The sequence below is a fragment of the Acinetobacter sp. GW821-FHT01E09 genome (assembly GCF_059422385.1).
Genome location: NZ_JBWKWU010000001.1, coordinates 2,589,509 through 2,605,593 on the forward strand (window position 1 = coordinate 2,589,509; position 16,085 = coordinate 2,605,593).

The 16,085-nt window shown below is 37.2% G+C and carries 11 protein-coding genes; 5 read left to right on the forward strand and 6 right to left on the reverse strand.

Annotated features, from left to right (window positions below):
- Nucleotides 1–49: 49 nt before the first annotated feature.
- Nucleotides 50–520, reverse strand: a complete 471-nt coding sequence (locus tag AC07U8_RS11845) for a DUF6231 family protein (protein WP_004822152.1) — start codon at nucleotides 518–520, stop codon at nucleotides 50–52.
- A gap of 32 nt (nucleotides 521–552) precedes the next feature.
- Here AC07U8_RS11845 and AC07U8_RS11850 point away from each other — a divergent pair, with 32 nt between their 5' ends.
- On the forward strand, nucleotides 553–1,425 hold the full coding sequence (locus tag AC07U8_RS11850) for a DUF2797 domain-containing protein (protein WP_004719710.1): 873 nt from the start codon (nucleotides 553–555) through the stop codon (nucleotides 1,423–1,425).
- 160 nt (nucleotides 1,426–1,585) lie between these two features.
- On the opposite strand, the gene lpxB is transcribed toward AC07U8_RS11850, so the two are convergent.
- Nucleotides 1,586–2,761, reverse strand: a complete 1,176-nt coding sequence (gene lpxB, locus AC07U8_RS11855) for a lipid-A-disaccharide synthase (protein WP_494737928.1) — start codon at nucleotides 2,759–2,761, stop codon at nucleotides 1,586–1,588.
- A gap of 229 nt (nucleotides 2,762–2,990) precedes the next feature.
- Here lpxB and AC07U8_RS11860 point away from each other — a divergent pair, with 229 nt between their 5' ends.
- From AC07U8_RS11860 to AC07U8_RS11875, 4 genes are all read left to right on the forward strand, one after another.
- Complete coding sequence (locus AC07U8_RS11860) at nucleotides 2,991–5,126, forward strand: TonB-dependent siderophore receptor (RefSeq protein ID WP_494737929.1); 2,136 nt, start codon at nucleotides 2,991–2,993, stop codon at nucleotides 5,124–5,126.
- 60 nt (nucleotides 5,127–5,186) lie between these two features.
- The gene (locus tag AC07U8_RS11865) at nucleotides 5,187–5,465 is read left to right on the forward strand and encodes a hypothetical protein (protein ID WP_494737930.1); all 279 of its coding nucleotides are present in this window, start codon (nucleotides 5,187–5,189) and stop codon (nucleotides 5,463–5,465) included.
- A gap of 3 nt (nucleotides 5,466–5,468) precedes the next feature.
- Nucleotides 5,469–7,031 carry a PepSY-associated TM helix domain-containing protein gene (locus AC07U8_RS11870; RefSeq protein WP_494737931.1) on the forward strand — a complete coding sequence of 521 codons (1,563 nt, stop codon included), beginning with the start codon at nucleotides 5,469–5,471 and terminating at the stop codon, nucleotides 7,029–7,031.
- A 601-nt stretch (nucleotides 7,032–7,632) separates the two neighbouring features.
- Nucleotides 7,633–9,504: an ABC transporter ATP-binding protein gene (locus AC07U8_RS11875; RefSeq protein WP_494738597.1), complete on the forward strand. Its 1,872-nt coding sequence runs from the start codon at nucleotides 7,633–7,635 to the stop codon at nucleotides 9,502–9,504.
- Nucleotides 9,505–9,882: 378 nt separating this feature from the next.
- On the opposite strand, the gene AC07U8_RS11880 is transcribed toward AC07U8_RS11875, so the two are convergent.
- From AC07U8_RS11880 to AC07U8_RS11895, 4 genes are all read right to left on the reverse strand, one after another.
- Nucleotides 9,883–11,031 carry a phospholipase A gene (locus tag AC07U8_RS11880; protein WP_004822164.1) on the reverse strand — a complete coding sequence of 383 codons (1,149 nt, stop codon included), beginning with the start codon at nucleotides 11,029–11,031 and terminating at the stop codon, nucleotides 9,883–9,885.
- Between the two features lie 27 nt (nucleotides 11,032–11,058).
- Nucleotides 11,059–13,998 carry an insulinase family protein gene (locus AC07U8_RS11885; RefSeq protein WP_494737932.1) on the reverse strand — a complete coding sequence of 980 codons (2,940 nt, stop codon included), beginning with the start codon at nucleotides 13,996–13,998 and terminating at the stop codon, nucleotides 11,059–11,061.
- 231 nt (nucleotides 13,999–14,229) lie between these two features.
- Nucleotides 14,230–14,985 (reverse strand): COG4705 family protein, encoded by a 756-nt coding sequence (locus tag AC07U8_RS11890; protein WP_494737933.1) that lies wholly within the window; start codon nucleotides 14,983–14,985, stop codon nucleotides 14,230–14,232.
- Between the two features lie 356 nt (nucleotides 14,986–15,341).
- Nucleotides 15,342–15,809 carry a GNAT family N-acetyltransferase gene (locus AC07U8_RS11895; protein WP_494737934.1) on the reverse strand — a complete coding sequence of 156 codons (468 nt, stop codon included), beginning with the start codon at nucleotides 15,807–15,809 and terminating at the stop codon, nucleotides 15,342–15,344.
- Nucleotides 15,810–16,085 lie beyond the last annotated feature (276 nt).

The following is a 16,085-nucleotide window of genomic DNA, read 5'->3' on the forward strand; positions in this document are numbered from 1 at the left end:
TAAATTTTGCAATAGCTTAAGGCTGGTTTTTATAACTAAAATAAAACCATTACCAACGAAATTTATTCCAGTTTTCTGGGTTGGCCCAAAACTTAGAATTAAACCAATCTGGTACATGTTTATAGGTCAAAATATTAAATTGCCAAAGTGCAAAATCATTTTGATGTAAGGTTTTATCAATCAGTTGGGTAAAACCAAGCGATCTGAGTAACTGCTCATCTTTTAGCTGACATGCCACGACAATTCGTTTTGCCAATAAATCACGCAACTTGACCAATAACTGCGATTTTTGTAAATCGGTGATCCCAGACATTTCATCTGTATCTAAAAGTACAAATCCTAAATCATATCGTTGCGTAAAAGGCAGACTTAAAAACTCAGATACGTTAAAATAGGACCATTGAATTGAATAATTTGTAGGGTATTGCGCCAAATTTTGCCCAATACACAATGCAGTTTGAATTGGCTGTTCTTGCGATAAATCGTCTAGCATTGAAGTGATGACATTTTGCTCAGCCATAACTGCACCTTTTTTGAAGCGAGTAATTAAACATGGAACTACAAGGCATTTGTCATAAAATGCATGCAGGTCTTAAAGACCTTAGTGTAACTGATCAACAAACACATAAGGCAAATGTTGAATATAAATTTATATTAGATCGCTCAGAAACCGAGCTACCATTTAGTTTAGGCCAGGAAATTGAGATTGAAGCGACAGGAAATATTTATTGTGTTTCTTGTGGCGCAAAAACACCAAAGTCTTATTCGCAAGGCCATTGCTTTAAATGCATGAAAACCAAGGCATCTTGCGACATGTGTATCATGAAGCCTGAAACTTGCCATTATCATTTAGGTACTTGCCGTGAAGATGATTTTGCTCATGAGGTTTGCTTTCAACCGCATATTGTCTATCTAGCAAATTCAAGTGCTTTAAAAGTGGGGATTACCCGTCTAGGTCAAATGCCAACACGCTGGTTAGACCAAGGGGCGACCCAAGCACTGCCTATTTTAAAAGTCGGTTCGCGCCGTCTTTCAGGTCAACTTGAAGTGATGTTTGGTACACAGGTTGCAGATAAAACGGATTGGCGAAAACTACTTAAGGGTGAAGCTGAACCGATTGATCTGATTGAAATTCGTAATGAATTGGTTCAAGAGTTTTCCCCAAAGATTCAAAGCATTCGCGATGAGTTTGCGCAAAATCTTGAGTTTAATGAAACGGTTGAATTGTTAGAAAATGAATTACCCCGTGAGTTCATCTACCCTGTCGATATTTATCCTGAAAAAGTTAAATCGCACAATTTAGATAAAACCCCAATCATTCGGGGCAAGCTACAAGGAATCAAAGGTCAATATCTGATTATGGATACAGGTGTCATCAATATTCGTAAATATACAGGTTATGAACTTAAAGTTCGGGCGGAATAGTTTTCACACTCAAACCCAGAAATTGATTTATACATACTCCTCTTTATCTTAGATTTAGAGGAGTTTTTATTGGTTAAAGGTTTTCTAAACTGATTACAAAGTATTCCAGCAACTGATTAAGCAAACGGATATTTGCTTAATCGGTTGTTAGCGTTAAAAATCAAGCTGTTAAAAGTGCTAAAATCGCCTGAACAGGATCTTCACTATTTCCAGCCAAAAGTTGCTTGTGCATGGTGATCAATTGCATCACTTGAATTTGTGCAGTTTCAATATTCATTAATTTTTCAATTTGATTGGCCAAATTTTCTGCTGTGGCATCTTGTTGAATAAGCTCTTGAATCACTTTTTTACCCGCAATAATATTCGGCAATGAATAATACGGAATTTTCACCAAAAATTTTGCAATCACATAGGTTAACCAATTCAACTTATAAAAAGTCACCATTGGACGATGCAACAATAATGCTTCAAGTGTCGCTGTCCCTGATGCCAAAGCTACAATATTGGCAGCATTCATAACCTGACGACCAATTTTTGATTCTTTATCGGTATTTTCCAGTAAATGAATTTTTGCGACCAAGTCACTTGGATAATGCTTTAATAATTCCTGAATTTGTTGTTTGCGTAAATCATTTATGGCAGGAATCAGGAACTGATAATCTGGATATTTTTGATGAAGAATTTTTGCTGCATCTAAAACCAACGGTCCAAGTCGTTCAATCTCACCACGCCGACTTCCCGGTAACAAGGCAATATGCTTTTGACTGATATCTAAACCAAGCTCTTGCTTTGCATCCAAAATTGGATTTTGTAATGGCAATTGACTTGCCAGTGGATGCCCAACAAAGGCTGCTGGTACGTCATATCGTTGATAAAAGCCTTTTTCAAAAGGAAATAAACAAAGCACTAAATCTATACTGGCTTTGATACCATGTACCCGTCCTTGTCGCCAAGCCCATACAGATGGACTGACATATTGCACCGTTTTAATCGGCAAGTTTTTCTGTTTTATACTTTTTGAAAGGCGTAAGTTAAAGTCTGGCGCATCAATACCGATAAAAACATCTACAGGATTGGCAGTCCATTTCTCGACGAGACCATCACGTACAGCAAATAATTTTTTTAAATCTTTAAGCACCTCAACAATCCCCATCACAGATAAAATATCCATTGAATAAAAACTGTTAAATCCTTCTGCAATCATTTGAGGACCGCCAATCCCCTCAAATTCAGCATCAATACCCTGTTCACGAAAACGACGAATAAGTTTTGCGCCTAAAGTATCCCCTGATACCTCACCTACGACAATTCCAATTTTAAGCTTTCGATTTTGCAAGATATTCTTCCTGATCAGCACTATAAGCGCATCATAGCATATTCATAGGATTTAATTGCGAATAGTCAAAACAAGATACTGGCATGACAAAAGCGTAAATTTATATAACTATTCATCTAATTTTCTATTGTTATTTTATTTTCTATTTATATTTTCAATTGCACGACGCTTGTAAGCACATCTTACAAACAATAAACTAAGCGATAATTATTATCATTTAAGATAAGCAATGTTGAATTCTCTTCCACACAGTTTTAAGTTCTCTATTCTTAGTTTAGCGGTGTTCAGTGCTCAGCAGAGTTTTGCTGCAGATATTGAAAATCTACCCACGATTTCAGTTCAAGCTACAGCTGATCAAACTGAATTAAGCTCTGAACAATCGAAATCTTATATCGTTAAAAAATCTGCAAGCGCTGCCAAGCTAGATATTCCTGTTAAAGAAACACCACAGACAGTGAATGTGGTAACACGTCAGCAATTAAATGATTTTGCGCTCAATAGTGCACGTGAAGCTTTAAGCAATACACCTGGGATTACTGTCAGCAGTCAAGAAACCGAACGTTCAACCTACACTGCTCGTGGTTTTGAAATCTCAAATATTTTAACTGATGGTGTCGGCTTCCCTTCTAGCAGCTACAATTATAATAATACCAACCCTGATACATATTTTTATGATCGTATTGACGTGATTAAAGGTGCAGATGCCTTAACCAATGCTTTTGGTGATCCAAGCGCAACAATCGATTATATCCGTAAGCGCCCAACCCAAGAATTTCAAGCCAATGCTGGACTAAGTTATGGCTCTTGGAATACCCAACGCTATGAAGCAGATGTTTCAGGTGCATTAAACAAAGAAGGTAGCATTCGCGGACGTTTGATGGGTTATGAGCAAACTGGAGATTCTTATCTAGATCGCTATTCATCCGAAAAAAATGGATTTTCTGGCATCATTGACGCTGATTTAAGTGATAGTACGTTATTGACTGTCGGTTATAGCCAACAACAGAACAAACCTAATGCAAATAATTGGGGTGCTTTACCACTTCTAGGTGCAGATGGGAAACAACTTTCCTATGACCGTAATTATAATCCTAATCCAGATTGGACATATTGGGACAACAAGTCACAAAATGCTTTTGCTGAGTTAAAGCAAAAAATTAATGATAAGTGGACAGCAAAGCTGAGCTATAACTACACCCAAACCGACCACAACAGTAACTTACTCTATTATTTCGGTTACCCTGAACAAAATGGAGCGGGTGTAGCCCTTACCGCTTGGGGCGGGAAAGAAAGTCTAAAAAGACATTTTGCTGACTTAAATGTGCAAGGCTCATATTCATTATTTGGCCGTGAGCATGAAGCAACACTGGGTTATAGTTATCTACAAAGTAAACAGTATGATCAACAAACTTCAGGCACAATTAATGACAGCAATATCAATAATAATCAAACCACGGACTGGGCAAGCTGGACACCCCAATCAGTAAATTGGTCAGCATTTAGTGATGCTGCAAACTATACTCAAAAGCTCAATTCTGTATATGCAGCAACACGCCTACACTTAAACGATGATTTAAAACTTTTACTCGGTTTAAATTATGTTCAAGCTAAAAGTGAAGGTGAAAGTTACGGTTCGTCAATGGCCTATGATGAAAACAAAGTATCTCCTTATGCTGGCATTACCTATAACTTTAACCCTGAATACACAGGTTATCTAAGCTACACCTCTATTTTCCGTCCACAATCTGGATTAGGTACTGATAATAAAGCACTCAAACCAGTTGAAGGTGAAAGCTATGAGGCAGGTATTAAAAGTTCATGGCTAGATGACAAACTCACTGGAACTTTGGCGGTGTTTCGCACAGAACAAAGTAATTACCCTTTACGTAACTCTGATGGAAACCCTCTCAATCGAAAAGTTGAAACCAGTGACTTACGCTCTCAAGGGGTAGAAGTCGGGCTGGCTGGACAATTAACAGATCATTTAAATCTAGCATTCGGCTATAGCCAATTTAGCTTAAAAGACTTAAAAAATGGTGGTGAGGCACGTACTTACGACCCGAACCAAACCATTAATCTTTTAACCACCTATACCATTCCAGCTATACCTAAACTGAAAATTGGCGCAGCCTTACAATGGCAAGATGCAACCAAGCTGTATGACTCTACTGTAAAGAGTACAATTACCCAAGATGCTTATGCTTTAGTGAATTTGATGACCAGCTATGAGTTGAATAATCATATTTCGCTTCAAGCTAATGCAAACAATGTAACAGACAAAAAATATTTATATAGTTTCCCAGATGGTCAAGCATTTTATGGCCCATCTGCAAACTATAATGTTGCAGTGAAATTTAAATACTAATCTGAATTCGCCTTAATCTTTTAGGATTAAGGCGTTTTCAATTGCAAGAAAGTGATCGTTATGCAGATTGTGCTCTACCCTTTATCAGTGCTCTATCGTTTTATACTGGCTTTTGGTATGGGCTATGTGTGCAGTTATTTAGTATCCTTAGTTTTAATTGATGTGTTTTATCCTTATTTTGCCAAGGCTGAATCTATTTATTTGGCGGCATTTAGCGCACTTATTTTTTACATTATTTTTGTGATTCTAAGCTTTTGTATTCATTCTTTAAAGAAACTGACTGTGATCAGCCTAGCGTTGGTCGCTACTTTTTTCCTATTTTCCAAGTTTATAGGTTAACTCATGCATAAATCTGTTCGTCAATCTATGGCATGGTTACACTCTTGGATCGGGCTTACTTTCGGCTGGCTGTTATTTGCAATTTTTTTGACGGGTTCTGCAACATATTATCGCCATGAAATTAGTATGTGGATGCAGCCACAATTCGCGAGTATGCAAATCAAACAGGAATCCGCGATACAGTCTGCTTTTGCCTATTTGCAAAAAAATGCCCCAGATGCAAAAAGTTGGTATATCGGTGTTGCAAACCAGAATACCCCTGCAAATAAAGTTTATTGGCAAAAAGCCGATGGTGGTTATGAAAGTAAAACTTTAGATGCCAATACAGGTAAAGAATTGAGTCTTTCTGCCACACAAGGCGGTGATTTCTTCTATGGGTTTCATTATCAGCTCTATGGAATGCCTTATTCGATTGGGCGTTTGATTGTCACCTTTGCAGCATTAATTATGTTTATAGCCTTGATTTCAGGCATTATTACCCATAAAAAGATATTTACCGATTTCTTTACCTTAAGAGCATTTAAAGGTCAGCGTTCATATTTAGATTTTCATAATGTAAGTTCGGTAATCGCATTGCCCTTTTTCTTAACCATTACATTTACCGGCTTAGCGATCTTTTTCTATCTGCTTTTCCCCGCAGGGATGAAAAAAACCTATCCAGATAATCCATATCAGTATTTTGATGAAATTCGTCATGTTTCAACTGCAAACAAGGCTCAACAAGCACAGCCGAAGAATATGTTATCTATTCAACATTTCCTGCAACAAACCCAACAGCAATGGGGGAAAACGAATATTGATAACATTACCGTAGATCAACCCAATACACAGCTTGCCAAGCTCACGATTACTGCCTTAGAAGATCATTCAATTACACGTAATCAAGCACAACTTAGCTTTAATGGCGCTACTGGTGCTTTAATTGGAAATACCCGTAATAACAGTGCAATTGCAACATTAAATGCCAGTATGTACGGACTGCATATGGCGAATTTTGCCCAACCTTTATTGCGTTTAGGCTTATTTTTTTCTGGCCTCTTAGGTTGTGCAATGATTGCTTCGGGTTTATTGCTCTGGAGTTTAAAACGACAATTACAAAAGAAAAATGAGCATTTTCACTTTGGGCATTATCTGGTCAATCGACTCAATACCACGATGATTATTGGTTTACCCATTGCGATGTTGGGTTATTTATATGCCAATCGTTTTGTGCAACTTCAAGCAGATACACCGAATTATGAAGTCTATACATTTTTTACTTTGTGGTTATTCAGTTTTATTATTGCGCTCTGCACAAAACAACAATATCTCTGGAAAACTCAGCTCAAGCTGCTAATTGCCATGACATTAGCCTTGCCTATTTTAAATATCTATTATCTGATTTCTAATCAATATATTCATTCATTACAGGACTATTGGTTCTTTTTACGTGTGGACTTAATGATTTGGTTGTTCGCCATTTTAGCGATTTTTTTACATCAAAGAATCACACCGATTCAAAACAAAGCTGTGGCGAAGATCAAGAAAAAGCTAGAACAAAAACAAGCACAGGAGTCTGTATCATGATATTGGCATTTGCATTTCTCCTGATCCTGATTGCCAGTTATAGCTTGTATTTGATCAGCTCAAAGCAGATCATCAAGACTCAGAAAAGTAAATTGTCTGTTTTAGCGCAACATGTGAAACTGGTAAAAGTTATCGCGTTTGCGTTGATCATCTCGGCTTTATTTTTATTCAGTGTAAATTATGGCAATAGCATCTCTTTTGTGGCCTTGTGCATACTGAGTAGTCCAATATTGTTTGGATTGATACTCTTTGTAAATGATTTAAAACCTAAAATAAAAAAGTAGACATCTAGCGTTTTAACACAGCTCTAGATAGGTTTGATCAATTTTTTAGGATGCTCAATGGCTAATCTATAATTCATTGGGCAATCTTGATTGAATCGATAAGTTTTTTTAACAAGCTTTAGGCACAGTATAAATCGTTTTTATTCGATATAAATAACTGGTGTAATTTCCACGAAAACTATACAATCTACATTACCCCACTATTCTCCCAATTTCTGCTGAATTTGCCTTAAAATAATTTAAGCTGTTCAGGTTGTAACTTCATTTCAATATTTTACAATTTAATCAATCTATAAAATTTCCACGAGGATTTTATGTTGCTGCAATGGTTTGAAAAGTTAGTAGATCCATATCCGTCGAAAGGTTTAAACGAACCATTACCCACCAAGTTCTTTCCATTTGTTTGGCAAGCTGCGACTGGTGTTAAGCGTTATTTATTGATTTTAATATTATTCACTGCTGCAACAGCAAGTTTTGAAGCTTTATTTTTTTCACAAATCGGACATTTAGTCGATTGGTTGACACAGTCTAAACCTCAAGACTTTTTAGTAAATCATCGTGAAAATTTGATCTTTTTAAGCTGTATTCTGTTGGCAAATATCTTTTTTGCCAGTATGCAATCCATTATCAGACATCAGATTTTATACAGTAGTTTTCCAATGCGTTTGCGTTGGAGATTTCATAATCTTATGCTACGCCAAGGCTTAGACTTCTTCCATAATGACTTTGCTGGACGTTTATCTGCCAAAGTCATGCAGACAGCATTAGCTGTACGTGAGTTTTGGGTGATTTTGGGCGACATGGTGACTTATGTTGTCATCTATTTCATCACCATCAGTATCGTGTTGGGATCAATTTCTCCTATTCTCTTGATTCCACTTTTATTATGGTTGGCGTTGTTTGTCAGTGCGGCATTATATTACATTCCAAGATTAGGACGAATTTCCAAAGAACAAGCCGATGCGCGTGCGGTGATGACTGGACGTGTAACCGATGCCTATACTAACATTCAGACAGTAAAACTTTTTGCACATGCAGGCCGTGAAAGCCAGTATGCAAAAGAGTCAATGAAAGAGTTTATGCGTACAGTGTTCAAACAAATGCGTTTAGGCACTGCATATGAACTTTGCATCAATTTGCTGACAGCCGTTTTATTCTTTGGGGTATTAGGTACTGCTGTTTGGTTATGGTTACAGGGTCAAGCAGCGATTGGTGTGATTGCAGCAACAACAGCCATGATTCTTAAACTCAATAGTATGGCTGAGTTTATGATGTGGCAAACCTCTGCCCTATTTGAAAATGTCGGCACAATTCAAGATGGTATGCAAACTTTAGGTCGTCAGATCAATATCCAAGACAAAGAAGATGCCAAACCACTTGTTGTGACTCAAGGTAATATTAAATTTAGCGATGTCACATTTGCTTATAACAGCAAAAAAGTCATTGATCACTTTAATTTAAACATTCAACCAGGTGAAAAAATTGGTATTGTGGGACGTTCAGGCGCTGGAAAATCCACATTAATTCAATTGCTTCTACATTTTTACACCATCAATAATGGAAAAATTACCATTGATGGTCAAAATATTGAAGAAGTCACTCAAGACAGTTTAAGAAAAAATATTGCGCTTGTGACCCAAGATACCTCTTTATTACATCGTACAGTTGCGGAAAATATCAAATATGGCCGCCCTGATGCGACTGATGAAGAAATGTATGAAGCAGTAAGAAAAGCCAAAGCAGATGAGTTTATTCCACAACTTTCAGATTTAAGAGGCCGTACTGGCTATGATGCTTATGTTGGTGAGCGTGGGGTAAAACTTTCGGGTGGTCAACGTCAACGTATTGCCATTGCACGTGTATTTCTAAAAGACGCACCTATCTTAATCTTGGATGAAGCAACCAGTGCTTTAGACTCCGAAGTTGAAGCTGCAATTCAATCAAGTTTAGATGAGTTAATGCAAAATAAAACTGTGATCGCGATTGCTCACCGTCTTTCAACCATTGCACAAATGGATCGTTTGATTGTGTTAGATCAAGGTCAAATTGCAGAACAAGGTACTCACGAAGAGCTGATCGCACAAAATGGTATTTATGCGCATTTATGGCATAGACAGACAGGTGGTTTTTTAGTTGAACCTGAACAAAAAGCCACAGAAGATGAAGATTCAACAGTCAGCACTTCGTAAATAAAGCGTTTAAATAGCCAAATTATAAAAAACCACGTTAAAAATAGCGTGGTTTTTTATTATATAGTCAACCAGTCAAAAACTCAGACTCAAGAATATAATTTCTCTCAATTAATATTTTAAATTAAATCAATTATATGTAAAAAATTATTTGATTATAAAAAGTTAGCAATGCCACAGTTTACTTTTAAAATTTTAATCTCTTTGCGTAGTCTATGCCTCATCTTATACTGCAAACAGCACTCTTGAGCTTTCCCGTTACTTATCCAAATAAAACAACAACTCTTCCCTATAACTCAATAACCGCAAACAAAAAAGCTGCCTTATATCAAGACAGCTTATTATTTAAATCTAGCCAATCAACGCTATTTTAAATGATTAATACCAATTCATTAACGAAACACCTAGACCGACATAAGTCGCACGGTGATTATAATCAATCAAGCTTTCGCCATAACCATCAAACAATTGAAAATGCCCACGTAACTTGCCTTTAATTGGAAATGCCCAATCAAATTGCATTGCACCATGCGAATCATCCCCACCTTTTAAAGAGTGACGTAGCATCAAAGAAAAATCATTGTCATTCCAGCGATAGAATGCAGTCAAATCACCACGACCGATATAATTTTTAATATCAGGATTATTGTCATCCTTAAAATCTTCTTCGATGCGATACCACGGACGTACCATCAAGGCAAAATTATCTTTTTCAAAACCAAGATTTAAAATAACCCGATTCCAACTACGTGATAGCGGATCAGAACGCCCGTTTGACTGATGATTCAAAGTCAAACCCAGTAAGCGACCATTTAAGCCCAATAAATTATAATTGGTTCTAAAAATCAAACTTGCTTCAGGTTCGTAATTTGTTTCACGAAATGGACGAGACTCTTCACTGTTATAAACTTGCCAGCGAGACGATTGGGTATAACCAACCCAAACATCACCATTGTTCCCAAAAATATTTTCGGCAGCTTTGGTTTTTAAAGAAATCTGGAATTTCGCTTCCATCGACTTTAAATTTTGGTCTTCATCCACGGTGTTTTGAGGATTTGGACTCTGTGGAAATTCATTTTTCTTACTGGTCCAAAATGCAGGAAGCAAATATACAGGTTGATTCGCGCGAATATTCCACGTGCCTAATTTACTGTCTTGAGAAAGCTCCCAACGTCGATCAAGTAATGAGGTATTGGGGTCAATTTTATCACCATGAATCGCAAATAAATTTTCTGCTTTCTGGGTGATTTTATCTTTGAGTGTTTCAGGTTCAACATTGGCTTTTTGAATATCTAAAGCAGCACGTTGCTCTGACACCAAGACTTGCGGAGCAACGGTAGGTGTTTTAAATATTTTATCGTAACAAGCCAAACGGTCAGCATTAGATTCGAGCGCAACACAGGCTTGCGTACTTGCAGGATTCACTTGTGCAGTATCATCTGCATGAGCAATGGTCACCAAACCAAAACTGAGCATCATTAAGATGCTCAGATTCAATGGTGTACGTTCAAAATTTTTGAACGACATAGAATTCTCCAGAAAGAATTTATAGGGTTAATTTACTTTCTTAATTTCAAAACCTAATTGTTCCAACACTTCTTTTTTGGCAACTGGAGCGACTACAGCTCTTACAGGCTTTTGCTCAAGTAAATAAGTTTGTGTGACACGCTTAAGGTCGTCAATAGTAACGTTTAATAAGCGCTCGCGTAATTGCTTTCTAAACGCAGGTGTGCGTCCATGAAGCAATGCATAGCATGCAGTAATGGCTTCACCTGCTGGTGAACCAGGTTTATCCATACTGGAAACCAGACCGAGAATAGCTTCTTCAAGCTGATAATCATGCTGCTCTTTGTTTAACAACCAATCTAAACTTGCTTCAAAGTCTTGGAAAGTTTCTGCAAGGCGTGGATCACGATAACTATAGAATCGGAACGAACAAGCATTGCCATCATAACTTGCGCCCCCACCATATGCACCACCCTTTTCACGAATAGCACTATGTAGGAAACCATTGCGTAAATAGCCTGCAAGCACCATCAACGGCGCTGCATCTGGATGGGCAACATCTACAGCTTGGTAAGCAGAAGCACAAAATTGAACATTGGCTTGAATTAACCAAGCTTGATCTGCATTGCTCTCATCCATAGCCACTTGCGTTAAATAGACAGGAGATTGATCAACTGCAAGTTTATCCCAAACCGTTTGCACTTCTTCAACTAAACGCTCTGAATGATGCTCTTCACACACCAATAAAAATTGTTTTGGTGCAAGTATTAAGCCTTTATGAATTGATTTTAACTCATCTATAAACGCATCATATGCCGCATCATCTTTTTCAATTTTTGCGATCAAATCACCTAGCCAATTCAGTGCGCCTAGGCCGGTATTGTCATAATCACGTTTTGCCAACGCACTCATATGACGTGAGGCAATTTGCATTGCATAACTATGTCCAGAACCCGATAAACGAGAAGCCCAACGTGTTTTACGTTGTTGTAAAAGTTCGATAATACGATCTTTTTCATCAAAACGTAGTTGCTCAAAAGCCAATTTAAGCAACTGAATTGCATCAAACTTATCCGTTAAAGATTTGGTTGTTAAAGTCAACCATGCACTAATTTGGCCTTTGTCATCGGTTTTAGAACGAAGCGAAGCACCCATTCCCAAACCGCCACTAACAGCCGTCTGTAACTGTTGAAGTTCAAGATAATCATATTCGCCCGCACCCACTTCTCCCATGAGAACAGACAGTAAGTTAAAATAAGGCGATTTTACAATTTGATCTGGAATTTGAATCAATACTTGTTGGTAGTAAATTCCATTTGTGCCTGCATGGTACAGATTTAATGGTGTATCTACCCCATTGCAAATCACTTCACGCAATTGACCTTGAACAATGGCCAATTCAGCTGGAATGTCTTCCAAACCGACTTTAGGCAATAAGCTCAAATCATCTGGAGTTTCTTGACGAATTTTTAAAGCTTCAGTTTGCGCGATAATTTCAGCTTTATCTGCTTCTGACAAAGCCTCACCAATTTTCGCCAAACGTGCTTTTTCATCTTCTGCTTCTTGAGCAGATTTATTTGCATCTGGAACTAAAGTCATTTGTACACGATGCGGATTATCCAATAAATGAACTTGAATCAAGTTGGATAACCACATCGGATCTTTGAGTTCTTCTTTTACTTCTGCAATGGCAGTATCCACATCCCAAGCATGGATTGGATCATTATGATGGATTGCATTGCCCAAACCATTGAGAATCAGTGTTAAACCATACGGCGTACCATCACCACTGATTTCACGTTGATGTAATTCAATTTGATGCAAAATTGCATCAACCATGTCTTTATCGATAGGCTTTGAAGCAACATCTTGAAGGATATTAAGCACGCCATTTTTAAATTCTTCAGTATGCTCAGGATTTGAACCTTGAACTCCACAATAGAACGTCATTTCATAGTTAGAATCATCTACGCCCATGATTGGACCTGTAGACTGTGCATAACCACATGTTTCTAAATAATGGCGCAACGGCGAAGCAGAGTTTTCTAAAAGAATCCCTTCAACCAAACGCATACCCAGGCGAAGTTTAACATCACTGGTTTTTGGCAATAACCAAGACAAAATATGATAAGTCTTGTCTGTTAAATCTTCTGCATCAACAGCATAGGTTTCTTGTACTTCAATCGGTGCTGTTAGTCTTTGCTCTTCTTTAGAGTAAATCGTTTCACCTTTGCTGAATTTAGACAACGCCAACTTTTCAAATTGTTCTTGTAGTTTATAAGCAGGCTCATCACCAAAGGTCATAAATACCGCATTACTTGGATGATAATGTGACTTATAGAACGCCACTAACTCATCATAAGTTAAGTCAGGAATATCCTTCGGATCACCACCAGAATTATAATGATAAGTCGTTTTCGGGAACAAATGATGCGCAAGCTGATGGTAAAGCTGATCTGAAGGTGAACTCATTGCCCCTTTCATTTCATTAAATACCACGCCTTTATAAACAGGCTCACCATTTTCCAGCTCAATACGAATACCTTCTTGAGCAAAATCCAATGGATTTAAATTGGCCGCAAAAGCCGCATCCAAATAGACTTCCAAAAGGTTTTGGAAATCCTTTTTATTTTGAGTTGCAAATGGATAAGCAGTCCAATCTGCTGCTGTAAACGCATTCATAAAAGTATTTAATGAACGACGAATCATCAAAAAGAATGGATCACGTACTGGAAATTTCTCTGAGCCACACAATGCTGTATGTTCAAGAATATGTGCCTCACCTTTGGAATCCATCGGTTGAGTACGGAAAGCAACAAGGAACACATTTTCGTCGTAATCAGTTGCTAAATGGTAGTGCATTGCACCAGTCACTTTATGTTTATATTCAGACACTAAAATGTCTAAAGCTTCTACATGGTGTTGACGTACCAGCTGAAACGCAGGATGAACAGTTTGAGATAAGGTTTCAGTGACATCTACAGTCATGCGATCTCCAATATTAAATGTTTATCTATACGTTCAAGTATAACCGAAACTTAAATAAATGCGATTCATTCCTAACACTAATTCTTAGTAAATCAATCAGGATTAATCGCGACTTGCTGTTGAAATATAAGCGTAAGCAATGAGATAAATAAAAAAAAGTGATGATCAAAAGATTCAATCATCACTGTAAAACTTCACTTTTTTAACTCAATATTTTTAAATTAGTAATGCTTATGTTTTTTCTGTATCCCAACGCTGAGCAATAAAAATACAGATGAAAATTGCAATCAATAATACAGCCGATGCAGTGAAACGACTCAGGGCTAATCCACCATGATCAATCGGTTTATCTAGAAAATCACCAACCACAGCGCCTAATGGTCGAGTAAGCACAAACGCGCTCCAGAACAAAATAACCCTTGATGTTTTTGTAAATAAATACAAGGCGATGACGATGAGAATCAACACCACATACAGCACAATCCCACCGCTATAACCCAGCCCTGCTGTATCTGATGACCAATCCCCCAATGCAGTACCTAAAGTTTGTGAAAAGGTAATGGTTAACCAATAAAACAGTTCTGCACGGGGCTGATTGATATGTGGTGAAATTGTTCCTTCGACCTTATACCAAGCATATAAAGTCAACAATACCAAACTGAGTAATAACGTACTTCCACCTAAATAACCAATACCCAGTGAACGATCAACAAAATCTGCTAATGTCGTTCCCACTGTCGTACTTGCAATAATGGTCAACCAATATAAATAGGGGTGAAAAGCCTTAGCACAAATTTGAAAATAAACAAAAGCAATAAAGATAAAAGCAAAGATAAAGGTACCAACCAAATACCCTAAATTAAGCGACATTGACACAGCATCGCCAGCCGTTTCACCAAAGGTGGTTGCAAAGATTTTGGTGATCCAAAACAGTAATGTGACTTGCGGAACTTTAGAAATCAGTACATCTAAATCATTTTGCTTCATTTGATTTATTCAGCAATTATGCGTTAAAAACTATAGTCTATGCTTCGACTTAAAATAGAATTAAAAACGTGATAAAAGTCACTTTACCCTGTTAAAAACTGAGTCATCATTTGTATTTAGTACTTATCAGAACTTCACAAAAGCTGATTAGATATGGCTGATCTGTGTTTAGGTTTTTATAGAAAAGAATTGCTTAGGCTATTTTATCAAGAAATACATTTTTGGAGATCAATACCAATTCATCTCCAAAAAATAAACACGAGCTCAAAGCCTATCGCTATAAACCAGCAGCCCCTTTATCGAATTATGGTGCTATTTAAAGTTAAGCGCTATAGAGCTAGATATTTGCAAATTCACTAAATTAAATATTTAAAGTAATTATAATTTGGATGATTTGAGACAAAAACATAATTTTGCTTTTGATAAAATGGCGCTGCATCTTTTTCACTACTTAAGCACAAGGCAGAAAAATTAGATTTTGCTCTTTTTTCAAGTTCAAGCAATAAACTTTTACCTAATCCAGTGTTGCGATATTCAGGCAATACATAGAAACGGCGTACCCGACCAATTTTATGCTGAGTTTCCTTGTTCTGCTTTGTATCACCATCTTCACTGATTTGAATATTTAAACCACCGCATGCAACCAGTTTATCTCCATCAAACGCAACCAATAAAAATTCACCGTGTCGATTAAATCTATTGCTGCCTTGCTGAAACTCATCAACCAAACGTTGAATAAAATGAAATCCTTCTTTTTCAGCAACTACAGCTAAATCTTGAATTTGCGCAGGCAATTGATCTACCTGTTGAATTAAAATATTCACTCAACCTCCAATATGTTTAGGCTCTTTAGACAGTTTTAACTTAATGCCTATGTTGTATGTCTCAACAAAACCTAGCCGAGCGATCTCAATCAATCACAGTGAAGTGATCTAATTTAATCACGTACACTGATGAACACAATGGCTTAAATTACGCAATAATTATCTCAAAAACAGGTTTCGTTCAGCATACAAGCAGGTTATAAAATTCCAACAAAGCATATTTGACAAATGTAATTGAAATTTTTTCAACAAACTACTGTAAAGCTGAGCATTCGT

What these genes read in the sequence shown, in the direction of transcription:
- AC07U8_RS11845 (WP_004822152.1), bottom strand. Translation starts at nt 520, where the DNA reads ATGGCTGAGCAAAATGTCATCACTTCAATGCTAGACGATTTATCGCAA.
- AC07U8_RS11885 (WP_494737932.1), bottom strand. Translation starts at nt 13,998, where the DNA reads ATGACTGTAGATGTCACTGAAACCTTATCTCAAACTGTTCATCCTGCG.
- AC07U8_RS11890 (WP_494737933.1), bottom strand. Translation starts at nt 14,985, where the DNA reads ATGAAGCAAAATGATTTAGATGTACTGATTTCTAAAGTTCCGCAAGTC.
- AC07U8_RS11850 (WP_004719710.1), top strand. Translation starts at nt 553, where the DNA reads ATGGAACTACAAGGCATTTGTCATAAAATGCATGCAGGTCTTAAAGAC.
- AC07U8_RS11870 (WP_494737931.1), top strand. Translation starts at nt 5,469, where the DNA reads ATGCATAAATCTGTTCGTCAATCTATGGCATGGTTACACTCTTGGATC.
- AC07U8_RS11860 (WP_494737929.1), top strand. Translation starts at nt 2,991, where the DNA reads ATGTTGAATTCTCTTCCACACAGTTTTAAGTTCTCTATTCTTAGTTTA.
- AC07U8_RS11880 (WP_004822164.1), bottom strand. Translation starts at nt 11,031, where the DNA reads ATGTCGTTCAAAAATTTTGAACGTACACCATTGAATCTGAGCATCTTA.
- AC07U8_RS11865 (WP_494737930.1), top strand. Translation starts at nt 5,187, where the DNA reads ATGCAGATTGTGCTCTACCCTTTATCAGTGCTCTATCGTTTTATACTG.